Source organism: Flavobacterium sp. TSSA_36 (assembly GCF_051547165.1).
In the GTDB taxonomy this organism is placed as follows: Bacteria; Bacteroidota; Bacteroidia; order Flavobacteriales; family Flavobacteriaceae; genus Flavobacterium.
Genome location: NZ_JBPTTP010000003.1, coordinates 111,214 through 135,194 on the forward strand (window position 1 = coordinate 111,214; position 23,981 = coordinate 135,194).

Below are 23,981 nucleotides of genomic sequence, written 5' to 3' on the forward strand. Positions count from 1 at the left end.
TCAAAACTGACAAATAATGGAGTTCTAATGGTAGTTTTTCGGATAGAAATAAAAAAATAATGCTAAAAAAAATGACTGCCTCAATAGAGAAACAGCCATTTTTTGATTTAGAGGCAAGTATATTTTATAAGAATTCTCCGTGTTGCGTAATATCTAATCCTAATTCTTCTTTATCCTCGCTTACACGCAAAGGTGTGATTTTATTTACAATAAAGAATAAAGCATAAGAGGCCGCAAAAGCAAAAGCAGACACTAAAACCAAAGCTTTTAATTGAATCAAGAACAAAGTAGCGTCACCATAGATCAATCCTTGGTTGTCACCCACAATTGAATTAACCGATTTTGAAGCAAAAACACCAGTTAAAAGCATTCCCACCATACCTCCTACACCATGACAAGCAAACACATCTAAGGCATCGTCAATTTTTCCTTTAGGAAATTTACTGCATACAATATTGCTCACCACACTGGCAATAATACCAATAGCAATAGCGTGAGGAATCGTCACAAAACCAGCAGCAGGAGTAATAGCTACTAGTCCAACAACTGCTCCAATACAAGCTCCCATAGCCGATAACTTATGACCTTGAATTTTGTCAAAAAACACCCAAGCCATTGCGGCGGCGGCGGCGGCAACCGTTGTCGTACCTAAAGCTTGAGCCGCTAAACCACTAGCACCAACGGCAGATCCAGCGTTGAATCCAAACCATCCAAACCATAATAAACCAGTTCCTAATAATACATAAGTAATACGAGCAGGATTTACTTTTTGTACTTTTCTTTTACCTAAGAATATGGCTCCTGCCAAAGCAGCCCAACCTGCACTCATGTGTACTACAGTTCCTCCAGCAAAATCTAGTACTCCCCAACCAAAGAATAATCCATCAGGATGCCAAGTCATGTGACACAAAGGAGCATATATGAATAATATGAATAAAACCATGAATAATAAATAGGCCCAAAAACGGACACGCTCTGCGAAAGCACCAGTAATTAAAGCAGGAGTAATAATAGCAAATTTCGCTTGAAAGAAAGCAAATAAAATAAACGGAATAGTTGGTGCTAATTCCCAAGCAGTCGTCGCATTAACTCCCGAAAACATAAAATTTGAAGTTGGATCTCCTATTATCCCCCCGATGGAAGGTCCAAAACACAATCCAAATCCTACTAATACCCATAAAACCGTAACAATAACCATGGCCATAAAACTTTGTAGCATGGTACTAATTACATTCTTTTTTCCAACCATACCTCCGTAAAAAAATCCAAGTCCAGGAGTCATTAATAATACTAAAGCGGAGGCCACAATCATCCAAGCTGTATCACCAGTATCGAGTTTTAAGGCTACGATATGAGGTCCTAGTGTAGAAGATTCGCCGATGAAGTAGATAGAAAAAATGGATAATACCAATATTGTGACCAAAATCACACTCAAAATAATCTTGCGCATAGTTTTTAAATTTTAATTAATTACAGGATAAAAATATAAAATCATTTATAACCCCCAATAAAAAACATAATTAAAAATTAATTTTTGTTGATTTTCAAATTTAACCCCCTAAATTTTAAGGGTATTTAGATTTAATACTCTTCAATTTTTCAAATCCTCAATTCGCTTTAGGATTAAAAGAAGAAAAATATTTGTTTTATTTTAAATGAAAAGCTTAAAATAAACAAAAGGAATCCAGCCTATAAAATATTACTACAAAAAAATAAACCATTAAGATCTTCAAGAAAATTAAGAATTTTATGCTTCATGTAACTTACTATTTTAATGATTACCGTTAAGCTGCATTGTATACTTTTTCCAAAAACAAATTTTCCAAACCGTCAAACTATTATATCTTCCACACTAAACCTAGTAGCACCAAAATTAAAAAGGAGCCATCTTAGAAAGACGCCTCCTTTTCTTTAATTCTAAAATAAAATGTGTGTTTTTCTTTAGGTTCAACTGAATTTTATGTAAAAAGTTATAACAAATAAAAGGAATCCAGCCTATAAAATATAGCCACACACAAAAAAACCATTAAGATCATTAAGAAAATTAAGAATTTCATACTTCATATGCCTTACTATCTTAATGGTTAAAAATTAAGCCGCAATTTATACTATTTCCTAAAAAACAAATTTTCTAACCAGTCAAACTATTTTATCTTCCACACTAAACAAACTAACACCTTACTTTAAAGTATGCTCACTCAGTATGCGATACACTTCATTGATATTATTACTTCCTTTTCCAAATTGTTTGCTAATAGGATTGGGTTCATTATTGAGCCAAATTTTCAAATCGGCATCCATGTCTAAGATTCCAGCACTTTCTTTAGAGAATTTTTTGATGCTTTTATAGGGAATCGATAAATAATCTACTTTGGAACCTACTAATTGTTTTTCGACTAATATTAATCTTTTGTTAGTAAAAACAAACATGTCTTTTATCAAACGAAAGGCTTTTTCGATGGCTTCGCCTTCAATTAATAATGGCTCAAATTCTTTAGAAGCACTTTCGATAGTTACTTCTGAGGCGTTTCCTAAAATGGCATTGAATAGTCCCATACTTTTTATTTTTGATTGTATTTTGCTTTGTATTTATCACTAAGTTTTGTTTGATGCGTCGCTAAACTAATCATTCTTCCTTGGATAAAGGCATGGGTTAGTTTGTTGGTTCTCATGTCTAAAGCATCGCCTTCGGAGATAAAAAGAGTAGCGTCTTTTCCTTCTTCTAAAGAGCCACATTGTTGGTCAATGCCTAATAATTTAGCAGTATTCAAGGTAATTAGTTGTAAGGCTTTTTCTTTGTCTAAGCCGTAAGCGACACAAGTTCCAGCCAAAAAAGGAAGGTTTCTAGTGTTCATTCTTTCGTGACTTCCACTATTTTCTAGACCTACCACAATTCCATTATCAGTTAATATTTTGGCCATTTTGTATGGTAGATTTACATCTTGATCATCGTTTGTAGGCATATCGTGTACTCTTCTCAAAAACACGCCAATATTGTTTTTTTGTAAAAGTGGCGCTACTTTATAGGCTTCGAATCCACCAACAATGACCATTTTTTTAATTCCGTTTTCTAAGGCCAATTGGATACCATCTGTAATTTGTTTTTCTTCATCGGCATGAATGAACAAAGTTTGTGTGCCTTCGAATAAACCTTTAGTCGATTCGGTAACTAAATTTCTATTGTCTGAGGTACCGCCTAGATAAGCTTTGGCACTTTTGAAAAAAGCATTTAATTCTTGAAGTTGTTTGGTGTACTCTTTATTGGGTTCAATCGAACCTGGTTCTGCCCACCAGCCACCTCTTCTAAAAGTAGCAGGAAGATTGATATGGATACCATCATTTTCTTTGATCAAAGCCTCTTTCCACTGCCAAGCATCTAATTGCACAATAGAAGAACTGCCAGAGATTCGTCCTCCTCTTGGCGTAATTTGAGCCATCAAAATTCCGTTAGGGCGAACCGTTTCAATCACTTTTGAATCGGCGGTGTAAGCCACGATACTTCTTACGTTTGGGTTATAAGTTCCAATTTCTTCCTCATCATCCGAAGATTTTACCGCGTCAATTTCTACTAATCCCAAAGTAGAATTGGGTACAATAAATCCAGGATAGACGTGTTTTCCCGTGGCATCTATTGTAGTATTGTAGGCATCTTTGGCTAACTTTATTTGTTGGGCATTGGCTACCAAAGTAATTTTTCCGTCTTTAAAACCAATGGCTGCGTTTTCTATCACTTCGCCTGTTCCTAAATGTGCTGTGGCATTAAGGATAAGTATCGATTGAGATTGTGGTGGCGCAGGTATTTGTTGGGCTTGACTAAGTGTTGAAAAACCTAGAGCGGCCAATAAAAGTGCTATTTTTATATTCATCTTTTTTAAAATTTGGTGTTTGTAGTGCATGCTAAATGGGATTACAATTCTTCCATAGTATCGCATTCGTACTCAGGTTTGATTGTTTTTTTAGGAGCTTGCGTGGCCATTCCTTTGTTTTTTTCTAACAATAATTGACCAATCAATTGAGCTCTTTCTTTAGCATTTGCTGCTCTTTTGGCTTCGTCTACTTGGCTGTCAAAATAAACAACACCTTCGATTAATGTTTTTTCTGCTTTGGCATAAATAGACAAAGGATTGTTGTTCCAAAGTACTACATCGGCATCTTTGCCTACTTTTATACTTCCTACTTTATCGTCAATGTGTAATAATTTTGCAGGATTTAAAGTCACGAATTTCCAAGCTTCTTCTTCAGAAATATTACCATATTTTACTGCTTTTGCAGCTTCTTGGTTCAATCTTCTTGACATTTCGGCATCATCTGAATTGTAGGCTACTACTAATCCGTGGTTGTGCATGATTGGTCCATTTTGTGGAATAGCATCGTTTACTTCGAATTTATAAGCCCACCAGTCAGAGAAAGTGGAGGCTCCTACACCGTGTTCTTTCATTTTATCGGCCACTTTGTATCCTTCAAGAATGTGGGTATAGGTATTTACTTTGAATCCCATTTTGTCTGCGACATTTAGTAACATCAAGATTTCTGATTGTACATAAGAATGACAAGTTATGAATCGTTTGTTGTTCAAAATTTCAGCTAAAGTCTGTAATTCCAAATCGGTTCTTGGCGCTTTTGTTTTATCTTTTTTTCCACTTGTATTGTATGTTTTCCAAGCTAAGTCGTATTCTTTGGCTCTTTGAAAGTAATCCGTAAACACTTGTTCTACTCCCATACGAGTTTGAGGAAAACGTGTTGGATTTACATTGCCCCAATTGGATTGTTTTACGTTTTCACCTAAAGCAAATTTGATGAATTTGGGTTGGTTTTTGTATAACAATTCTTCTGGTTCCATTCCCCATTTCCATTTTACGATAGCCGAGCGACCACCAATAGGGTTGGCAGATCCGTGTAGTAATTGGGAAGTAGTCACTCCACCCGCTAAATCTCTATAAATATTAATGTCTTCGGAGTTCACTACATCTTCGATAGTTACCTCGGCACTAGAGTTGTGTCCGCCCTCGTTTACACCATTAGAAATAGCAATGTGAGAGTGTTCGTCAATGATACCGCTGGTTAAATGTTTTCCTTTGGCATCAATAATAGTAGCTCCACCGTCAGAAAGATTTTTCCCGATGGCAGCAATTTTTCCGTTTTTAACCAACACATCGGTTTGTTCTAAAATCCCTTCTTTTTCGTTGGTCCAAACGGTTGCATTTTTGAATAACAAAGTTTGCGCTTTTGGTACTTCAGTATTTCCGTAAGCGATGTTGGGATAAGTAACAGGCTGAACCGCGAATGGTTTTTCTACAGCGCTTGAGTCTTTTGCAATCTTGAATGGTGCTGTTTTCTTAGCATACCAAGTCACTTCTGATCCATTGTTTAAAATAGCTTTACCCGAGAGGTTTTCGGTAGTATCTACCAAACCATTCAATCTTGTAAAACTCGTTTTTACATCGTCATTAGGTTTGATTAGAAGAGTAACCCATTGATTAGCAAAAGTCAAATTCGATTTTACTTTCTTTTTATCAGCGGTTGTAATATCTGATTTTGGTTTGGCAACTTCTCCTTCAATTTTTAGTTTATAGGTTTCATTACTAACGGTCAAATCATAGTCTCCACGAATGTCTTTTACAGTCCAATCGTTAATCACATATTTATTCCCTTGTACCCAGTTTTCGAAAACGATGGTTTTTTCGTCAAAAATAGCTCCTGAAGTAATGATGAAATTGGCATAGCTACCTGTTTTTAAGGTTCCAATTTCATTACTTTTTCCGAGTAAAGCAGCGGGAGTAGTAGTCAAAGCTTCTAGCGCTTTGATCGGATCAAAACCAAATTGAATGGCTTTTAATAAATTTCCTCTAAAGTCTTCTACCTTTTTTAATTTATCGGTAGTTAAGGCGAAAGTAACGCCGTTTTCAGATAGTACTTTTAAGTTGCTTGGCGCTTGATTCCAAAAACGCAAATCAGCCAATTCCATTTGGTTAGCATTGAATGGATTTGAAACATCGTAAGCTTCCGGGAAGTTAATCGGAATGATAAAACTAGCATTCGTTTTTTTGATTTCTTGAATGCGTTCAAATTCGTTTCCAGCTCCTTTAAGGATATAATTCAATCCAAATTCTTTTGCAATTTTGGAGGCTCTTAAACTATTCAATTTGTCCTCTGCAGTAAAAATTTGAACTAGTTTTTCGTTGGTCATCAGAGCTTCTAACGATAAGTCTTTGTTTGTGGCGTTGCCATTTTTGTACCATTCCTTGTCGTGATACATTTGACGAATCAAAGCCATCATTCCCATCAGCGAAGAAGGGTAGGATTGATTGGTGGTCACGCTACGAGTAAAGCCAAAGTGTTGAGTGGCTTTGTTGCTCAAAATTCGATTCGTTTTGTCGCTATTGTTCAATGCTACGATAGCCCCAGTTCCTCGGGCAATTCCGTCTTGAATGTGAGTACCTACTACACCAAATCCAGCTTTTAGTAATTCTTCGGCCTTGGTTTCGTCGTAAGCGAAAGTTTCGTAAGCATTGATTTCTGAGCGAATATTTTCGTTCCAATAATAACCTACGCGTTTGGTGTCATAAGAAGAACCTCTTTCGCCAGATGCCGTTCTTTTTGGTTTTTCGGCACCAAAACTAGTATACATATCGATGAATGAAGGATAAATTGATTTCCCTTCGGCGTCAATGATCATTGCATTTTTTGGGATTGCTACTGTGGTTCCTGATGCTACAACTTTACCATTTTGAATGAGTAATGTTCCTTTTTCAATGATTTGAGTAGGGGTAACATAGATTTTTGCGTTGGTAAAAGCAGTATAATAATTGTTTTTGTTTGGAATACTTTCGTTATTTGGAAAGTACTCTTGTGCTTGTGTTTTTGCTATAAAAACACCAAAAAAGAGTAGGATTATAAGTTTTTTCATAATGGGTTAGTTAATTTTTTTAAAAATACTAAAATAAGTTGTACGAATTAGAATCATGACAGCTTTAACTATTTTTTTATGAATGACTTTATTTTTATCCTAAATATTTATTTTTTTACCTCTTTTTTTTAATAAGATGTAAATATTTTTTTTAATTTAACAAGTTGATTACTGTTATTGTTTCAAAATTTATTTTACTTTTAATCAAAAGAATATTGCTATGCTTGTTAAAGTTTTTGGAAGTGCAGTCTTTGGGGTAGAAGCTACCACAATTATCGTAGAGGTTAATATTGATAAAGGAGTTGGATATCATTTGGTAGGTTTACCAGATAATGCTATAAAAGAAAGTAGTTATCGTATTGCGGCCGCTCTCAAAAATAATGGTTATACTTTACCAGTAAAAAAAATCACAATCAACATGGCGCCTGCCGATTTACGAAAAGAAGGCTCTGCATACGATTTGACATTAGCCATTGGAATTTTGGTAGCTTCTTCACAGATTACTACTACTGTTTTAGAGGAATATATTATTATGGGAGAATTATCATTGGATGGCAGCTTACAGCCAATTAGAGGCGCATTACCCATAGCAATAAAAGCCAAAGAAGAGGGGTTTAAAGGATTTTTTCTCCCGAAACAAAACGTAAAAGAAGCCGCCATAGTTGCTGGATTAGATGTTTACGGCGTTGAAAATGTGCAAGAAGTCATTGATTTCTTAGAAGGAAAAAAAACTCTTGAACCCACACGAATTGATACAAGAGCGGAATTTTACAAAACGTTAGATTTTCCTGAATTTGATTTTTCTGATGTAAAAGGTCAAGAAAGCATAAAGCGTTGTATGGAAATTGCTGCGGCTGGCGGTCATAATATTATTTTGATTGGACCTCCCGGTGCAGGAAAAACGATGCTAGCCAAACGCCTGCCTAGTATCTTACCTCCAATGACCTTACGTGAAGCACTTGAAACCACCAAAATTCATAGTGTTGCCGGGAAATTAAAAGAAGTAGGACTGATGAATCAGCGCCCTTTTCGGAGTCCACATCATACTATTTCGAATGTAGCCTTAGTTGGCGGGGGGAGTTACCCTCAGCCGGGTGAAATTTCAATGGCGCATAATGGGGTGCTGTTTTTGGATGAGTTGCCCGAGTTTAAACGCGATGTTTTGGAAGTAATGCGTCAGCCTTTAGAAGATAGAGAGGTAACGATTTCTAGAGCCAAATTTACGGTGACTTATCCTTCCTCGTTTATGTTGGTGGCAAGTATGAACCCGAGTCCGAGTGGTTTTTTTAATGATCCTAGCGCTCCTCAAACGTCTTCTCCTCATGAAATGCAACGGTATTTGAGTAAAATTTCTGGACCGCTTTTGGATAGAATTGATATTCATATTGAAGTAACTCCGGTTCCTTTTGAAAAATTATCAGATGATAGAAAAGCAGAAAGCAGTGCCGCTATTCGAGAGCGCGTCACAGCTGCACGCGAATTACAAAGCAAACGATTCGATCTATTGGAAGCGATTCATTATAATGCTCAAATGAGTACGAAACATATTCGTGAATTTTGCGCATTGGATGCTACTTCAAAAGAGCTACTCAAAACCGCTATGGAGCGCTTAAATCTTTCAGCAAGAGCTTATGATCGAATTTTGAAAGTCGCCCGAACCATTGCTGATCTTGAAGCGTCTTCCGATGTAATGGCTTCGCATATAGCCGAAGCAATACAATACCGAAGCTTGGATAGAGAAGGCTGGCTGGGTTAAAATTAGAGAAAGAAAAAAACACCCGTAGGTGCTTTTTATATGATAGAGCTATTACACGATTATCGCTTTTCCTTTAGCGATATTCTGTTGATTTGAATCAAAATAAAAATCAATTCTACCTAAGTGCAAACCGTAACATCCCACTTGATTTACCAAAACGTCCTTTCCGACAAGATTTTTCATTATCGTGGGCTTATCCAAAAATGTATGGGTATGACCGCCAATTATTAAATCAATATCTTGTGTTTTTTGAGCCAATTTTAAATCTGAAATTTTAGTAGAATCGCTTCCTTTTGTATAGTCATAACCAAGATGAGATAAGCAGATTACCAAGTCACATTTTTCATTGGTTTTCAAGGCACGTGCCATCTCTTGGGCAATTTCAACGGGGTCAAGATACACGGTTTCTTTGTAGTTTTTTTTATCAACTAAACCTTGGAGTTCTATTCCTAAACCAAAAACACCAATTTTAATTCCGTCCTTGATAAAAATTTTATAGGGTTTAATATGAGTGTCTAAAATTGTATTTTTAAAATCATAATTGGCAGAAATAAAATCAAATTTAGCATGATGCATTTGAGCATAAAAACCTTCAAGTCCATTATCAAAATCATGATTTCCTAAGGTAGCCAAATCATATTGCATCATACTCATTAACTTCAATTCTAATTCACCACCATAATAATTAAAATAAGGAGTACCCTGAAATACATCCCCAGCATCTAACAATAAGACATTGGCATTTTCTTTCCGAATGGTATCGATTAAGGCTGCTCTTCTAGAAACACCTCCCATATTGGCATTTCTGGGATCATCAGCTGGAAAGGGATCAATATGACTATGCACATCATTAGTATGGAGTATCGTGATTTTTTTTATATCAGTCTTTGAAAAACTCATTAGAGGCAAGCTAGGCAAAGCTAATAAAGCAGAACTCGCAGCTGTTTTTTGAATAAAATCTCTTCTTTTCATAAGTTTGTTTTTTTTGAATACAACAGTTGTTATTCTTCCGTAATTCTAGCTTCTTTTAAAACAGGTATTGTTTTTATTTCTTTGAAATAATCAATCAAGACATTGCGTAGTTTATAATCTAAATCATAGGTTTTAATTCCTTTTTTAAAAAAACTCATATCATCACCTCCGCTAGCAAGATAATCGTTTGTGGCTACCTGATATTCTTTAGAAATATCAAATGCTACACCTTTTATCTTAATATCTTTAGGCTGATCGTTTTTATCAATGGTAAAAGTTAAACCTGAAAGAGGTTGTGGTTTTTTAGTTTTGATAAAATAAGTAATCAATTCCATCACCGTTTCTCCTTTTAAAGTAATCACTACTAAACTATTTTCAAATGGCATAATTTGAAAAGCAGTTCTCGTGGTAACCTCTCCTTTTGGTAAGATAGAGCGAATACCTCCATGATTCAATAAGCAGATATCAATTTGCTTGTTCTCACGGGCTTTTAAAATCACATTTCCGCGCTCTAAACAAGCATCGGCCATCAAATTACCAATGGTAGTTTGCCATTTACCACTACTTTTGTCTAAGGTTTCAGGAGAATAGGCTAAAACTGTATTCAAATCCTTGTCTATGTTATCTCGATACGGCTTAAGATAGACATCGATTTTTTCTGTGGAAGTTAGTGTATTATTAACAGAAACCCTTTTCCCTTCAATTTTGGTAAGCTGATACGCTTTAGGTGCGCAAGAAAAAATGGAAGAAAATGTTAAGAATATAACAAAAAGTTTAAAAATTTGAATATACTTTTTTAGTTTTACCATGTATAATAAGACTTTAATTAATTAGTTTTGTACCTCAGTAAAAGTAGTATGTTTTTCAATTATTTTAAAGATTTTTTCCTAAAAAAGAAGTTAAAAAACATCTTGTTAAATACGAGAAAAATATCGCTATCTAATGAGGTGCAAAGTATTGGTTTACTTGTAGATGAAGTTACTTTTAACCAAACAAACGCACTAACAAAAGCGCTAATAGCAAACGGTTTTCATGAACAAAACATCACAGTTTTAGCATTTAAAGAAGCAAAACACCTAAATCAACCATGTGAATATTCCGTTTTTAGCTGGAAAAGCTTGAGTTTAGACCTGCAAATTCAAGATCCAAAGGTTTTGGATTTTATACGATTTCCGTTTGATGTTTTATTGAGCTATTATGACACTCAAAATAGTTTTTTAGAATGGATTACACATCAGTCATTGGCAAAATTTAAAGTAGGTTTTTTCACGATAGATCATCGTTTGAATGATTTATTGATCAATACACAAACAATAAATTACAATCAATTCGCACAAGAATTTATGCGAGTTTTACAATCAATTAAAAAAAATTAATTCTATTTATTTCCATTATGCAAGCATTATTAGGTACAGGTGTTGCTTTAGTGACCCCATTCAAGTCAAATTTTTCAGTAGATACAGAAGCGTTAACAAACATCGTAAATTACGCTATTGAGAATGGAATAGAATATTTAGTGGTTATGGGAACCACTGCTGAAAATGCAACGCTCAGCCCTCAAGAAAAAGAACTAGTAATCAATACAGTTATCGAGACAAACAAAGGCAGACTGCCTTTAGTTTTAGGCGTAGGAGGCAATAACACCTCCCAAATTGTAGAAGAACTAAAAACAAGAGATTTTACTGATTTTCAGGCTATATTATCAGTATCACCCTATTACAACAAACCTACACAAGAGGGAATTTATCAACATTTTAAAGCAATCGCAGAAGCATCTCCATTGCCTGTATTACTCTATAATGTTCCGGGTAGAACTTCAAGTAATATGTTACCATCCACAGTTCTTAGATTAGCAAATGACTTTCCCAATATTATAGGTATAAAAGAAGCTGCTGGTGATTTGGCTCAAGCGATGAAAATCATTCAATATAAACCTAAGGATTTTATGGTAATTTCTGGAGATGACATGATTGCTTTACCTGTAGTTTTGGCTGGTGGTGCAGGTGTAATCTCCGTCATTGGTCAAGGATTTCCAAAAGAATTTTCAGAAATGATTCGTTTAGGACTCAATAAAAAAGTGGAAGCCGCTTTTGAAATTCAATACAAACTTGCCGAAAGCATCGACATGATTTTTGAACAAGGAAACCCAGCAGGGATAAAAGAAGTTTTCAAAGCATTGGGGATGGCTGAAAATGTAGTACGACTTCCTTTGGTTTCAGTGGATAAATCCCTTTCCATAAGGATCCATGAGTTTGTGAAAAATTTTAAATAATTATTTAAAAAAAAGTAAGCTTTTTTTTAAATAAAAATATATTTTGTAATCGCTAAATTAATACCTAAATTTGCCAGCCAAAGTTGTGTTTGATTTTTAACTATTTGGTGTTAAATTGTAATAAAAAAAATTAAATGAAGAAAATAGTTGCATTGTTAATTCTTGCTCTCGTTTTGGGTTCTTGTGGAGAATATCAAAAAGCTTTAAAAACTGAAGATGTTGGAGTAAAATATGAATTGGCTGAAAAGCTATATGATGCAGGTAAATATTCAAAAGCCATACGCCTTTTTGAACAAATAGCGCCGGCATACAGAGGAAAACCTCAGGCAGAGAAAATGTTTTATATGTACTCTCAAGCTTATTACAAAACCAAACAGTATGTGCTAGCAGGATATCAGTTTGAAAGCTTTGCTTCTAATTATCCAAGAAGTGAAAAAGTGCAAGAAGCCGCCTATTTAGGAGCTAAATGTTACTCAATGCTTTCCCCGGTATATAGTCTGGATCAAGTAGACACTTTTAAAGCCATTGAAAAACTTCAAAATTTTATTGATAACTATCCTAATTCTGAATATCTAAAGGAAGCCAATGAAACAATGCGCACTTTGAATCAAAAAATTGAGAAAAAAGTGTATGAAAATGCTATTGGTTACAATAAAATCATGGATTATAAATCAGCATTAATCTCGTTAGATAATTTTATTGCAGATTATCCGGGTACTTCTTTAAAAGAAAATGCCTTGTATTTTAAACTAGATTCGGCTTATAATCTAGCCATCAATAGTATTCCTCAAAAAATGGAAGAAAGATTACAAATAGCAAAAGTAGCACACACTACCTTACTACGCTATAAATCTGACACTAAGTATAAAGAAAAAGCTGACGACATGTTAGCAAGAATTGAAAACGAGTTACAAAAATTTACTAAATAAATAAAGTCATGGATTTAAAGAAGACGAATGCTCCAGTAAATACAATTACCTATAACAAAACTGTAATTGAAGAACCTACTGGTAATGTATATGAAGCAATAACCATTATGGCTAAAAGAGCAAATCAAATCAATTCTGAAATTAAAAAAGAATTGACCGAAAAACTAGAAGAGTTTGCTACCTATAATGATAGTCTTGAAGAAGTTTTTGAAAATAAAGAACAAATTGAGGTTTCTAAATTTTACGAAAAATTACCAAAACCACATGCATTAGCCGTTCAAGAATGGTTAGATGGTAAAATTTATCATAGAGATACAAACAAATAATAGTACTTATGTCTGTTTTAAAAGGCAAAAAAGTTTTACTAGGAATTTCTGGTGGAATTGCGGCCTATAAAACCGCTTCATTAGTGCGACTTTTCATAAAAGCAGGTGCTCAAGTCCAAGTAGTCATGACACCTGCTTCTAAGGATTTTGTAACGCCATTAACCTTATCGGCTTTATCCAAAAATCCAGTATATTCTACATTTTACGACAAAGAAATTGCCGATACAATCGTCCCAAACCCTGATGCAAAAGAGCTTTGGAACAATCATGTTGAGTTAGGACTTTGGGCTGATCTCATGATCATAGCCCCTGCTACTGCGAACACGTTATCAAAAATGGCTAACGGTAGCTGCGACAATCTATTAATGGCCGTCTACTTATCATCCAAATGCCCTGTATATTTCGCTCCTGCTATGGATTTAGATATGTACAAACATCCTTCAACACTAGAAAGTTTTCAGAAATTACAATCGTTTGGTAATATAATGATTCCTGCGGAAAGCGGAGAATTAGCTAGCGGACTTTCAGGCGAAGGAAGAATGGCTGAGCCTGAAAATATAATCACTTTTATAACGCTTGATCTTGAAGCAAAATTACCTTTAAAAGGAAAAACAATCTTAGTTACAGCTGGACCAACATACGAAGCAATAGACCCCGTGCGTTTTATCGGGAATCATTCGTCAGGTCAAATGGGCTTTGATATTGCAAATCGAGCAGCAGCATTAGGAGCTCAGGTTTTTTTGGTGACAGGCCCTACTTTCTGCAAACCACTTTATCCTACAATTACTGTTTATCCAGTAATTTCTGCAGAACAAATGTATAATCAATGTCATGAATGCTTTCCAAAAGTGGATGTTGCCATTGCAGCGGCGGCTGTAGCTGATTATCGACCTAAACATATAGCCTCGCAAAAAATTAAAAAAGCAGCCGAAAATTTCAGCATTGAATTAGAGAAAACCAAAGATATCTTAGCCTCGTTGGGCGCATCAAAAAAACATCAATATTTAATTGGCTTTGCTTTAGAAACAGAAAATGAAATTGAAAATGCCAAATTGAAACTTCAAAAAAAGAATTTAGACTTAATTGTTTTGAATTCTTTACAAGATGAGGGCGCCGGTTTTGGTAAATCAACCAATAAGATTACCTTTATCGACAAGAATTTTAGAATTGAGGCGATGGATTTAAAAGCGAAAACCGCTGTTGCCATAGATATTATGGATAAAGTTTGTGCACATTTTATGACCATTTAATCCTTTTGTTTTACAATACTTTTTTTATTCAATAGCCGTTTTCAATCAATAAATGTTTTGATTATGTACAGATTTATAGCTGTCTTTTTCTTAGTGATTGCTTGCTTTTCAAGAACTAGCGCCCAACAACTCAATTGTTCGGTTATTGTCAATGCTCAAAAAGTAACGAATACCAACCAACAATTAATTAAAAATTTAGAATTAGCCTTAAATGAATTCGTAAATAAAACCGATTGGACAGGGCAAGCACTTAAGCAAAATGAGAAGATAAAATGCTCCATGTTTATCACCTTATCTTCTATTTCCTCAGATCAATTTTCTGGAACAATTCAAGTACAATCGTCAAGATTGATTTATAATTCTACTTATAGCACACCTGTTTTGAATTATAATGACAAAGATTTTAATTTTAGATATGTCGAATTCGAAAATCTAATTTTTAATCCCTCTGTTTTTGAATCCAATTTGGTCTCCGTTTTAGCCTATTATAGTTATTTGATTTTGGGATTAAATATGGATACTTTTCAGCCTTTTGGAGGAAACTCCTATTTAGAAACCGCTCAGAATATCTTAAATGTTGCCCAACAAGGCGGCTACAAAGGATGGAGCCAAGCGGATGGCGTACAAAATCGCTTCTTTCTAACCAATGATTTATTATCGCCTACTTTTTCAGCCTATCGACAAACTTTAACAGAGTATCATCAAGGCTTGGATATAATGAGTTCAGATTTAAAAATGGCTAAAGAAAAAATCAAAAACTCGATTATAAACCTTTCAAAACTGCATCAAACACGTCCTAATGCTTTTTTAACACGCGTTTTTTTTGATGCAAAATCAGATGAAATTACCGCTATTTTTTCTGGTGGACCAAGTATCACAATCACTGATCTACAAGAGGTCTTAACTAAAATTTCACCCATGAATTCTAGTAAATGGAATCAAATTAAGTATTAATATCTCCTTTCACTTCTCGGGTGTTAGAACATGTATTCAAAATAAAATAAATGATAACCTCACTTTCCATAAAAAACTTTGCTTTAATTGATCAATTGACTATTGATTTTACTTCTGGTTTATCTATCATCACCGGTGAAACGGGCGCAGGTAAGTCTATCATTCTAGGGGCCTTAGGATTAGTTTTAGGAAAAAGAGCTGACTTGTCCTCTTTAAAAAATGCAGAAGAAAAATGTGTAATCGAAGCCCATTTTGAAATTTCAAAATATAATTTGAAAGGATTTTTTGAAGCGCATGATTTAGATTACGAAGAAGAAACAATTATTCGAAGAGAGATTTTGCCTTCAGGAAAGTCACGTGCTTTTATCAATGATAGTCCCGCAAATCTTCAAGAATTACAAGAATTGAGTTTGTATTTGATTGATATCCATTCGCAGCAACAAACACAAGAATTATCAGAAGAAGAAGTGCAATTTAAAATCATTGATGCTATTGCTGCTAACTCATTTGAACTTGGCAAATATCAAGAAGTTTTAAAGCACTTTAAGTCCGAAAAAACAACATTGAATGCTTTATTAAAGAAGCAAGGAGAAGCTATAAAAGAACAAGAATACAATTCTTTTTTATTAGAAGAATTGCTAGCTGCAAAACTTTCTGATGGAGAACAAGAACAATTAGAAGAAGATTTTGAACGTCTTAATAATGTAGAAACGATCAAGGAAGCAATTGAAAAATCTATCTTAATTGCCAATGAAGATGAAATAGGTGCTTTACATCATTTAAAAGAAATCAAAACAACTTTACAGCGAATTGCGCCTTTCGGAACCAAATATCAAGAGCTCTTAGAAAGAATCAATAGCGTGCTAATTGAATTTGACGATATCAGTTTGGAATTGAATCAACAGGCGGAAATGTTACTCAATGACCCTGAAAAGCTCGAGTATACCAATCAAAAATTGCAATTAATTTATACTTTACAGAAAAAACATCAAGTCAAAACGGTGGCTGAATTATTAAGTATTCAAGAGCAATTAGATCAATCTTTAGTCTCGATAGGGAACTTAGAAACAGAGATTGAAAACCTACAAGAAAGTATTTCAAATCATGAAAGTGAATTAAACGCTTTGGCAGCAATTATTCATAATAAACGAGAAGCTGCACTCCCTGCATTGACCGAAAAACTTACGGTTATCTTGGAAAAACTAGGCATGCCTAATGTTCGTTTTCAGATTACATTGACCCTAGGAACTACTTATTTTAATAACGGAAAAGACGCATTGCAATTTTTATTTTCAGCTAATAAAGGAGGAGATTTTGGATTACTCAAAAAAGTAGCTTCAGGAGGCGAAATGTCTAGAATAATGCTAGCTGTAAAGGCAATATTAGCACAGTATTCTAAATTACCTACCTTGATTTTTGATGAAATTGATACAGGAGTTTCTGGTGAAATTGCAATTCGTATGGGAGAAATTATGAAGCAAATGAGCGCAACTATGCAAGTATTTGCCATTACACACTTACCACAAATTGCAGCCAAAGGTGACTCCCATTTTAAAGTAGCCAAAACGACTTTGGGAGAAACGACTTCTTCTGAATTACGCTTATTGAGCGTTGATGAAAGAGTGTTAGAAATTGCACAAATGTTGTCAGGTACAGCCGTTTCAGAATCTGCCTTAAATCACGCTAAAGCCTTGCTCAACTAAAAAAATGGGCTATATTTGCTCCATTAATTAACCAACCATTTTACTTTTCATGAAGCATTTTTTTTTTATATTTTTTGGAGGTCTACTCCCCTCTTTATTGACGGCTCAGAATAATATAGAGTCTCAAAACTTTAAATTTTTAAATTCCGAATACCCCGAAGGTATTTATTTGAGTTATGAAGATTTTGTAGAAAAAAAAAGCATTGATTATGGACCCTTTTTAATTAGAAAGCCTATGGCTGGATTTAAGGAGATGGAAAGAAATTTCGAAGCAGACCAAGTTTTCTTTTTTAATAAAAAAAATAATTCCAAAATAACCAATGCTTTTGCTATTTCATATAACGGAAGTGTATACATTCAACAACGGCAAATTCATAATTTAGCCTCAAAAGATGATAGAAATCAAGAAGGAGATAATCCAAATTCTTATCATAGAGTTACCAAAGACGGTAATTTTTTATATTTAGAAGTCTCTTTTGCAAATGCTTGGTCAAAAGGATTCGCCTATGGTGTTGGTGGTGCAGCAGCTGGTGCTTATGCAGCAACTTTAAATAAGTTAAAAGGGGTTGTATTTGATTTTAATACAAAGGAATTTAACTTAATTAGGGATTGTCAGGATTTAAATACTTTGCTATCGAAGTATAATAAGGAGACACTTTCTTGTGAAGAAAAGAAGATAGATATACTTAAAACAAGAGAAATAATTGATAAAATTATAAGATAAAGTATTTTACGTAATAATGAAAACCCAATATTATGATTATTGAACCAAGAATGAGAGGATTTATTTGTTTGACATCTCACCCTGACGGATGCGAGCAAAATGTAAAAAATCAAATTGAATATATTAAATCTAAAGGACCAATCGCAGGAGCCAAAAAAGTATTGGTGGTCGGTGCTTCAACCGGATTTGGATTAGCCTCAAGAATTACAAGTGCTTTTGGATCTGATGCAGCGACGATTGGCGTTTTTTTTGAAAAACCTGCAGCGACAGGAAAAGCAGCTTCGCCAGGATGGTACAATTCTGCTGCTTTTGAAAAAGAAGCTCATAAAGCGGGTTTGTACGCCAAAAGTATTAATGGAGATGCGTTTTCTAATGAAGTAAAACGACAAACACTGGATTTAATCAAACAAGATTTAGGTCAAGTTGATTTAGTGATTTACAGCTTAGCTTCACCAGTACGTCAACATCCTGTAACGGGAGTGTTACATCGATCCACTTTGAAACCAATTGGAGGTGTTTATGAAAATAAAACTGTCGATTTTCATTCGGGAAAAGTCTCTGAAATAGCAATTCAACCTTGTGAAGGCGATGATATTGAAAACACTATTGCCGTTATGGGCGGTGAAGATTGGGCGATGTGGATGGAAGCCTTACAAGCAGAAAACCTATTAGCCGAAGGAGCTATGACAGTTGCTTATTCTTACATTGGACCTTCCCTAACCGAAGCCGTATATAGAAAAGGGACTATTGGGCGTGCCAAAGATCACTTAGAAGCAACAGCCTTTACCATTTCAGATAGTTTGAAAGCCATTAATGGAAAAGCTTATGTTTCGGTAAATAAAGCCTTGGTAACTCAAGCTAGTTCAGCAATACCCGTTATTCCATTGTATATTTCTTTATTGTATAAAATCATGAAAGAAAAAGGAATTCATGAAGGTTGTATCGAACAAATGCAACGTTTGTATAGTGAACGCTTGTACAGTAAAGAAGGAATTACAACAGACGAGCAAGGCCGTATTCGTGTGGATGACTGGGAAATGAGAGCGGATGTGCAAGAATTAGTAGCGCAATTATGGCCTCAGGCAACTACTGAAAATCTAGCTGAAATAGGTGATTTATCAGGATATCGTCATGATTTTTATAATCTTTTTGGTTTTGAATTTGATGGAGTAGATTATAAAAGTGAAACCAACGAGCTAGTAAATGTACCAAGTATAGTATAAAACAATAGCAGCCATAAACACCTTATTTTTGTTTTATTTGTAATAAAATTTAAGATAAGGTGTTTTTTTATGGCTATAAAAGAAACCAATATGTATAATTTATTAAAAGGAAAAAGAGGAATTATTTTTGGAGCGCTAGACGAAAATTCTATTGCTTGGAAAACTGCTGAGCGTGTTCATGAAGAGGGAGGTGTTTTCGTTTTGACCAACACCCCTGCTTCCATGAGATTAGGAAATATCGAGGATTTAGCCACGAAAACGGGATCAATAGTCATTCCTGCTGATGCGACTTCAATCCCTGACTTAGAAAATCTTGTAGAGCAAGCAATACATATCTTGGGAGGAAAAATTGATTTTGTTTTACATGCCATCGGAATGTCTGTAAATGTGCGTAAAGGCAATCATTATACGAATCAAAACTATGATTTTACAGCAAAAGGCTGGAATGTTTCAGCCCTTTCATTTCATAAAGTACTTCAGGTTTTGTATCAAAAAGACGCAATGAATGAATGGGGAAGCATTGTTGCTCTCTCGTATATGGCCGCACAGCGTGTATTTCCGGATTACAATGATATGGCAGATAATAAAGCTTTTCTAGAATCGATAGCTAGAAGTTTTGGGTGTTTTTTTGGAAAAAAATCAAAAGTTAGGGTAAATACCATTTCTCAATCACCAACAGCAACGAAGGCCGGTCATGGTGTCAAAGGTTTTAATGGTTTTATCAATTATTCTGAAAAGATGGCGCCACTTGGCAATGCCTCGGCTTTAGATTGTGCTAATTATACCCTTACGCTATTTTCTGATTTAACTAAGAAGGTCACGCTTCAAAATTTAATGCACGATGGTGGTTTTTCATCGATGGGTGTGAGTCAAGAAATAATGGAAATGTTTGAATAAATAGTATCTTTGCAAACTTTTAAACAGTTGCAATAAATTTAATACCACCTAGACTTTATGTTTTTTTCGTTAATAATCCCCGTTTATAACCGTCCAGATGAAATAGATGAACTATTAATGAGTTTGACTCAAATGAGCTATTCGGATGTTTATGAAATTGTAATTGTGGAGGACGGTTCTACCATTCGATGTCAGGAAGTACTGGAGAAATATGCTACATCATTAAATATTTCTTATTATTTCAAACCCAATTCAGGACCAGGTGATTCGAGAAATTTTGGAATGCAAAAGGCACGAGGCAATTATTTTATCATATTTGATTCGGATTGTATTATTCCACCAAATTATTTAAAAGAAGTAGAAACGTCTTTGAATTCTCATTATGTAGATTGTTTTGGTGGCCCAGATAAGGCTTTAGATAGCTTTTCAGATATTCAAAAAGCGATTAATTTTGCGATGACTTCCTTTTTAACAACAGGTGGCATTCGTGGAGGTTCTGAAAAAATAGGTAAATTTCAACCCCGTAGCTTTAACATGGGTTTATCTAGAAAAGCTTTTGAAGTATCAAAAGGTTTTGGGAATATTCATCCGGGTGAAGATCCTGATTTGTCAATTAGATTATGGGAATTAGGATTTGAAACTAAGTTAATACAGGAAGCTTTTGTATACCACAAACGCAGAATTGATTGGGAAAAATTCACCATTCAAGTCCATAAATTTGGCAAAGCTCGACCAATTCTAAATAGTTGGTATCCTAAATATAACAAACTCACCTTCTTTTTCCCTAGTGTCTTTATATTGGGTTTTGGATTATCTATTATCCTGTATTTATTCAGTCAGCATTTTGATTTTATGCTTCAATTGTACTTTTTTTACTTTGGGTTATTGTTTGTTGCTTCTTCTATTCAAAATAAAAATCTCAAAATAGGGTACTTATCTTTAATTGCGGTTTGGAAGCAATTTTGGGGATATGGTACAGGATTTATCGTGTCATATTTAAAAGTAATTGTTTTAAAACAACAACCACAGGAGGCATTTCCTGAATTATTTTTCAAAGTGTAAATGACAAAAATAATTGGGTTAACAGGTGGTATTGGAAGTGGGAAAACGACAGTGGCGACCATTTTTAAATCGCATGGCATTCCCGTTTACATTGCAGACGATGCAGGTAAAGAAGTGATGCAATCGCCACAGATTATATCCAAAATACAAGACATATTTGGCACTACCCTATTTGAAAACGGGGTTTTAGACCGCAAAAAACTTGCTGCCATTGTTTTTAACGACCCCGAAAAACTCAATCAATTAAATGCCATTGTGCATCCAGCTGTAGCCGAACACTTCAAATTATGGGTAGCTGCCCATCAACAATCTGAATTCATCATTTATGAATCAGCCATTTTATTTGAAAGCGGAGGTGATAAAAAATGTTACAAAATTATTAGCGTATACACTCCGGAAAACACTAGAATTCAACGAGTTATAAAAAGAGATTCCACTTCTAAGGAACAAATTCTACAACGCATACAAGCCCAATGGACTGACGAACAACGGCTTGAAAAAAGCGATTTTGTGATTAATAATGACTCCCTTGTTAATACTCAAGACCAAGTTGTTAAAATTCTTAAATTATTATTGAAATAACAATTTGAGGATTAATTGTTAATATTTGGTTAATGCATTATTTATTATATTGTTAAAATGTTAATTTTGTGGCATGAATAGAATGTTTTTTAGATTATTAGTATTGTTAATGAGTTTATCCCTCATTGGTATCATTCTTGTACAAGTGTATTGGTTCAATTCTTCCTTTAACAATAATGATGAGCAATTTAGGTTTCATGTCAAACAAGTCATTGGAAATGTTGCTGAAAAACTTGAAAAACAAGAAGCATATAATTTTTACAACAATATCAATAAATTAAAAGATAGTACTGGTAGAATTCCTCAACGTGAAGACATTATGGAATTTACACTGGTTCAAAAAAATAAAAAAACAAATAAAACAATTGTTTATTCCAATAGTATCATATCTGAGGATTACAATATTAATCCAACTTTTGCTACTAGAAGTAAAGATGATTTAAAATATAAAAGTTTTAACGCTAAGAGAAAAACAGAAATATATAATAACAATAGTATTGATAATTCCGATTTTCAAAACAGTCTAATACCAGATGTTAAAATTGAAAAATCAGGAAGTTTAGAAATTTTAGATCAAGCTCAGTTAGAAATATCATATAAAGATTTTGCTGCAGCATTACCCATACATGAAAGGGTTTCCAATGACGTTCTTACCAAGTTGATTAAAAAAGAATTAGAAGAAAACGGGGTTGATACCCATTTTGAATTTGGAGTGTATAGCAATGGTTTAGCTACTAAAATTCGATCTGAAAATTTCAGTTTCGAAAAAAACGCGACCTATACTACTCCAATTTTTACGGATAATGAAGGTACAGAGAAATACAAGTTACTTGTAACTTTTCCCAACAAAAAGAAATTTTTATTATCCGAGTTAGTAAGTATCACAGTCTTGTCAATTATCTTTACGTTGATTATTCTCATAGCCTATACCTCTGCTTTGAATCAATTAATTCGTCAGCGTCAGATTTCAGAAATCAAGACTGATTTTATCAATAACATGACCCATGAATTCAAAACGCCTATTGCAACCATAAATTTGGCTTTAGATGCCATTCGTAATCCTAAAATCATTGAAGATAAAGAAAAAGTTTTCAAGTATTTAACCATGATTCGAGAGGAAAACAAACGTATGCATGCACAGGTTGAAAATGTATTGAGAATTTCGAAGTTAGAAAAAAAGGAATTAGATATCATCAAAGAGTCCCAAAATGCAGAGGAAGTAATAGAAGACGCAATAGAACACGTGAATTTAATACTTGAAGACAGAGAAGGCAGCGTAACATTACATTTCGAAGCTTCAAGAACAACCGTTTTATTAAACGACTTTCATTTTACGAATGTCATTGTAAATATTTTAGAGAATGCCATAAAATACACTCCCGGAGTTCCTAAAATTGACGTGTATACCGAGAACATTAAAGACATGCTTTTGATAAAAATAAAAGATAATGGATTAGGAATGAGTAAGGTAGCCCAAAAGAGAGTGTTTGAAAAATTTTATAGAGAACATACCGGAGATTTACACAATGTGAAAGGTCACGGTCTAGGTTTGGCTTATGTAAAACAAATAGTTGAAGACCATAATGGTCAAGTTTATGTAGAAAGCGAAAAAGGTAAAGGAAGTACCTTTATTATTAAAATACCACTAATAAATTAGCAAATGGAAAATGTAAATAAAAAAATTCTACTTGTAGAAGACGATTTGAATTTTGGAGCTGTTTTAAAAGATTATTTAATGCTAAATGACTTTGAAGTTGTTTTAGCTAAAAATGGAATGGAAGGGTTTGAAAAATTCAAAAAAGACAATTACGATCTTTGTATATTAGATGTAATGATGCCTTACAAAGATGGCTATACTCTTGCCAAGGAAATTCGTGAAAAAAACAGTGAAGTGCCAATTATATTCTTAACCGCGAAGACGATGAAAGAAGATGTCATGAAAGGCTACAAAGCAGGCGCTGATGATTATTTGAACAAACCTTTTGATTCTGAGGTATTATTGATGAAAATTAAAGCCATTATTCAAAGAAAATCTTCAGAAGTAAAAACGGATCAGGTACAGTTTGAGTTCAATATTGGTAAATTTCACTTGAATTCAAAATTGAGATTTTTGACTTTCCAAGAAGAAGAGCCAATCAAATTATCTCCGAAAGAAAATGAATTATTAAAAATGCTAATTCTGCACGAAAATGATTTGATGCCAAGAGAATTAGCCCTGACAAAAATTTGGAGAGATGACAACTACTTTACTTCAAGAAGTATGGATGTTTACATCGCAAAATTAAGAAAATACCTAAAACCAGATGAAGATGTTGAAATCTTAAATATTCATGGTGAAGGATTTAGACTAGTTGTTAAAAGTCAAACAACTACGTAAAACTCAAAAAAAAGCTTCGAAAATTTCGAAGCTTTTTTGTTGTTGCT

General features: G+C 34.2%; 21 protein-coding genes. 15 read left to right on the top strand and 6 right to left on the bottom strand.

Annotation, left to right across the window (positions count from 1 at the left end; genetic code table 11):
• Nucleotides 1–124: 124 nt before the first annotated feature.
• The 4 genes from ACSVH7_RS07095 to ACSVH7_RS07110 form a co-directional block, all read right to left on the bottom strand.
• A complete protein-coding gene (locus ACSVH7_RS07095; RefSeq protein WP_438066020.1) occupies nucleotides 125–1,450 on the bottom strand; it encodes an ammonium transporter in 1,326 nt (441 codons plus the stop codon).
• 728 nt (nucleotides 1,451–2,178) lie between these two features.
• Nucleotides 2,179–2,556, bottom strand: a complete 378-nt coding sequence (locus ACSVH7_RS07100) for a PH domain-containing protein (RefSeq protein WP_438066021.1) — start codon at nucleotides 2,554–2,556, stop codon at nucleotides 2,179–2,181.
• Nucleotides 2,557–2,561: 5 nt separating this feature from the next.
• Nucleotides 2,562–3,866, bottom strand: coding sequence for an amidohydrolase family protein (locus ACSVH7_RS07105; protein ID WP_438066022.1), 1,305 nt, complete (start codon nucleotides 3,864–3,866; stop codon nucleotides 2,562–2,564).
• A 41-nt stretch (nucleotides 3,867–3,907) separates the two neighbouring features.
• Entirely contained in the window at nucleotides 3,908–6,907 is a 3,000-nt protein-coding gene (locus ACSVH7_RS07110) for an amidohydrolase family protein (RefSeq protein ID WP_438066023.1), read from the bottom strand.
• Between the two features lie 220 nt (nucleotides 6,908–7,127).
• Between ACSVH7_RS07110 and ACSVH7_RS07115 the strand changes: the two genes are divergently transcribed.
• On the top strand, nucleotides 7,128–8,663 hold the full coding sequence (locus ACSVH7_RS07115; protein WP_438066024.1) for a YifB family Mg chelatase-like AAA ATPase: 1,536 nt from the start codon (nucleotides 7,128–7,130) through the stop codon (nucleotides 8,661–8,663).
• 51 nt (nucleotides 8,664–8,714) lie between these two features.
• Here the strand turns inward: ACSVH7_RS07115 and ACSVH7_RS07120 are convergent, their stop codons facing one another.
• Both ACSVH7_RS07120 and ACSVH7_RS07125 read right to left on the bottom strand, forming a co-directional pair.
• The gene (locus ACSVH7_RS07120; protein WP_438066025.1) at nucleotides 8,715–9,635 is read right to left on the bottom strand and encodes a bifunctional metallophosphatase/5'-nucleotidase; all 921 of its coding nucleotides are present in this window, start codon (nucleotides 9,633–9,635) and stop codon (nucleotides 8,715–8,717) included.
• A 29-nt stretch (nucleotides 9,636–9,664) separates the two neighbouring features.
• Nucleotides 9,665–10,444: a 5'-nucleotidase C-terminal domain-containing protein gene (locus tag ACSVH7_RS07125; protein WP_438066026.1), complete on the bottom strand. Its 780-nt coding sequence runs from the start codon at nucleotides 10,442–10,444 to the stop codon at nucleotides 9,665–9,667.
• Between the two features lie 48 nt (nucleotides 10,445–10,492).
• On the opposite strand from ACSVH7_RS07125, the gene ACSVH7_RS07130 reads away from it, so the two are divergent.
• The 14 genes from ACSVH7_RS07130 to ACSVH7_RS07195 all read left to right on the top strand — a co-directional run bounded on the left by ACSVH7_RS07130 (nucleotide 10,493) and on the right by ACSVH7_RS07195 (nucleotide 23,934).
• Nucleotides 10,493–11,011, top strand: coding sequence for a DUF6913 domain-containing protein (locus ACSVH7_RS07130; protein WP_438066027.1), 519 nt, complete (start codon nucleotides 10,493–10,495; stop codon nucleotides 11,009–11,011).
• A 17-nt stretch (nucleotides 11,012–11,028) separates the two neighbouring features.
• On the top strand, nucleotides 11,029–11,907 hold the full coding sequence (dapA, locus tag ACSVH7_RS07135) for a 4-hydroxy-tetrahydrodipicolinate synthase (protein ID WP_438066028.1): 879 nt from the start codon (nucleotides 11,029–11,031) through the stop codon (nucleotides 11,905–11,907).
• 134 nt (nucleotides 11,908–12,041) lie between these two features.
• Complete coding sequence (locus tag ACSVH7_RS07140) at nucleotides 12,042–12,836, top strand: outer membrane protein assembly factor BamD (RefSeq protein WP_438066029.1); 795 nt, start codon at nucleotides 12,042–12,044, stop codon at nucleotides 12,834–12,836.
• A gap of 8 nt (nucleotides 12,837–12,844) precedes the next feature.
• Nucleotides 12,845–13,162, top strand: a complete 318-nt coding sequence (locus ACSVH7_RS07145) for a DNA-directed RNA polymerase subunit omega (protein WP_024980826.1) — start codon at nucleotides 12,845–12,847, stop codon at nucleotides 13,160–13,162.
• Nucleotides 13,163–13,170: 8 nt separating this feature from the next.
• Entirely contained in the window at nucleotides 13,171–14,412 is a 1,242-nt protein-coding gene (gene coaBC / locus ACSVH7_RS07150) for a bifunctional phosphopantothenoylcysteine decarboxylase/phosphopantothenate--cysteine ligase CoaBC (protein ID WP_438066030.1), read from the top strand.
• A gap of 63 nt (nucleotides 14,413–14,475) precedes the next feature.
• Nucleotides 14,476–15,366 carry a DUF4835 family protein gene (locus ACSVH7_RS07155; protein WP_438066031.1) on the top strand — a complete coding sequence of 297 codons (891 nt, stop codon included), beginning with the start codon at nucleotides 14,476–14,478 and terminating at the stop codon, nucleotides 15,364–15,366.
• Nucleotides 15,367–15,416: 50 nt separating this feature from the next.
• A complete protein-coding gene (recN, locus tag ACSVH7_RS07160) occupies nucleotides 15,417–17,069 on the top strand; it encodes a DNA repair protein RecN (protein WP_438066032.1) in 1,653 nt (550 codons plus the stop codon).
• 49 nt (nucleotides 17,070–17,118) lie between these two features.
• Nucleotides 17,119–17,793: a hypothetical protein gene (locus ACSVH7_RS07165; RefSeq protein ID WP_438066033.1), complete on the top strand. Its 675-nt coding sequence runs from the start codon at nucleotides 17,119–17,121 to the stop codon at nucleotides 17,791–17,793.
• Between the two features lie 32 nt (nucleotides 17,794–17,825).
• A complete protein-coding gene (gene fabV, locus ACSVH7_RS07170; RefSeq protein WP_438066034.1) occupies nucleotides 17,826–19,016 on the top strand; it encodes an enoyl-ACP reductase FabV in 1,191 nt (396 codons plus the stop codon).
• Between the two features lie 90 nt (nucleotides 19,017–19,106).
• Nucleotides 19,107–19,913, top strand: coding sequence for an enoyl-ACP reductase FabI (locus ACSVH7_RS07175; protein ID WP_438066035.1), 807 nt, complete (start codon nucleotides 19,107–19,109; stop codon nucleotides 19,911–19,913).
• A gap of 57 nt (nucleotides 19,914–19,970) precedes the next feature.
• Nucleotides 19,971–20,975 (top strand): glycosyltransferase, encoded by a 1,005-nt coding sequence (locus ACSVH7_RS07180; protein WP_438066036.1) that lies wholly within the window; start codon nucleotides 19,971–19,973, stop codon nucleotides 20,973–20,975.
• Entirely contained in the window at nucleotides 20,976–21,557 is a 582-nt protein-coding gene (gene coaE, locus ACSVH7_RS07185) for a dephospho-CoA kinase (protein ID WP_438066037.1), read from the top strand.
• Nucleotides 21,558–21,630: 73 nt separating this feature from the next.
• Nucleotides 21,631–23,214, top strand: a complete 1,584-nt coding sequence (locus ACSVH7_RS07190) for a sensor histidine kinase (protein WP_438066038.1) — start codon at nucleotides 21,631–21,633, stop codon at nucleotides 23,212–23,214.
• Between the two features lie 3 nt (nucleotides 23,215–23,217).
• The gene (locus ACSVH7_RS07195; RefSeq protein WP_438066039.1) at nucleotides 23,218–23,934 is read left to right on the top strand and encodes a response regulator transcription factor; all 717 of its coding nucleotides are present in this window, start codon (nucleotides 23,218–23,220) and stop codon (nucleotides 23,932–23,934) included.
• Nucleotides 23,935–23,981: the final 47 nt, after the last annotated feature.

What these genes read in the sequence shown, in the direction of transcription:
- ACSVH7_RS07095 (WP_438066020.1), bottom strand. Translation starts at nt 1,450, where the DNA reads ATGCGCAAGATTATTTTGAGTGTGATTTTGGTCACAATATTGGTATTA.
- ACSVH7_RS07100 (WP_438066021.1), bottom strand. Translation starts at nt 2,556, where the DNA reads ATGGGACTATTCAATGCCATTTTAGGAAACGCCTCAGAAGTAACTATC.
- ACSVH7_RS07105 (WP_438066022.1), bottom strand. Translation starts at nt 3,866, where the DNA reads ATGAATATAAAAATAGCACTTTTATTGGCCGCTCTAGGTTTTTCAACA.
- ACSVH7_RS07110 (WP_438066023.1), bottom strand. Translation starts at nt 6,907, where the DNA reads ATGAAAAAACTTATAATCCTACTCTTTTTTGGTGTTTTTATAGCAAAA.
- ACSVH7_RS07115 (WP_438066024.1), top strand. Translation starts at nt 7,128, where the DNA reads ATGCTTGTTAAAGTTTTTGGAAGTGCAGTCTTTGGGGTAGAAGCTACC.
- ACSVH7_RS07120 (WP_438066025.1), bottom strand. Translation starts at nt 9,635, where the DNA reads ATGAAAAGAAGAGATTTTATTCAAAAAACAGCTGCGAGTTCTGCTTTA.
- ACSVH7_RS07125 (WP_438066026.1), bottom strand. Translation starts at nt 10,444, where the DNA reads ATGGTAAAACTAAAAAAGTATATTCAAATTTTTAAACTTTTTGTTATA.
- ACSVH7_RS07130 (WP_438066027.1), top strand. Translation starts at nt 10,493, where the DNA reads ATGTTTTTCAATTATTTTAAAGATTTTTTCCTAAAAAAGAAGTTAAAA.
- dapA (WP_438066028.1), top strand. Translation starts at nt 11,029, where the DNA reads ATGCAAGCATTATTAGGTACAGGTGTTGCTTTAGTGACCCCATTCAAG.
- ACSVH7_RS07140 (WP_438066029.1), top strand. Translation starts at nt 12,042, where the DNA reads ATGAAGAAAATAGTTGCATTGTTAATTCTTGCTCTCGTTTTGGGTTCT.
- ACSVH7_RS07145 (WP_024980826.1), top strand. Translation starts at nt 12,845, where the DNA reads ATGGATTTAAAGAAGACGAATGCTCCAGTAAATACAATTACCTATAAC.
- coaBC (WP_438066030.1), top strand. Translation starts at nt 13,171, where the DNA reads ATGTCTGTTTTAAAAGGCAAAAAAGTTTTACTAGGAATTTCTGGTGGA.
- ACSVH7_RS07155 (WP_438066031.1), top strand. Translation starts at nt 14,476, where the DNA reads ATGTACAGATTTATAGCTGTCTTTTTCTTAGTGATTGCTTGCTTTTCA.
- recN (WP_438066032.1), top strand. Translation starts at nt 15,417, where the DNA reads ATGATAACCTCACTTTCCATAAAAAACTTTGCTTTAATTGATCAATTG.
- ACSVH7_RS07165 (WP_438066033.1), top strand. Translation starts at nt 17,119, where the DNA reads ATGAAGCATTTTTTTTTTATATTTTTTGGAGGTCTACTCCCCTCTTTA.
- fabV (WP_438066034.1), top strand. Translation starts at nt 17,826, where the DNA reads ATGATTATTGAACCAAGAATGAGAGGATTTATTTGTTTGACATCTCAC.
- ACSVH7_RS07175 (WP_438066035.1), top strand. Translation starts at nt 19,107, where the DNA reads ATGTATAATTTATTAAAAGGAAAAAGAGGAATTATTTTTGGAGCGCTA.
- ACSVH7_RS07180 (WP_438066036.1), top strand. Translation starts at nt 19,971, where the DNA reads ATGTTTTTTTCGTTAATAATCCCCGTTTATAACCGTCCAGATGAAATA.
- coaE (WP_438066037.1), top strand. Translation starts at nt 20,976, where the DNA reads ATGACAAAAATAATTGGGTTAACAGGTGGTATTGGAAGTGGGAAAACG.
- ACSVH7_RS07190 (WP_438066038.1), top strand. Translation starts at nt 21,631, where the DNA reads ATGAATAGAATGTTTTTTAGATTATTAGTATTGTTAATGAGTTTATCC.
- ACSVH7_RS07195 (WP_438066039.1), top strand. Translation starts at nt 23,218, where the DNA reads ATGGAAAATGTAAATAAAAAAATTCTACTTGTAGAAGACGATTTGAAT.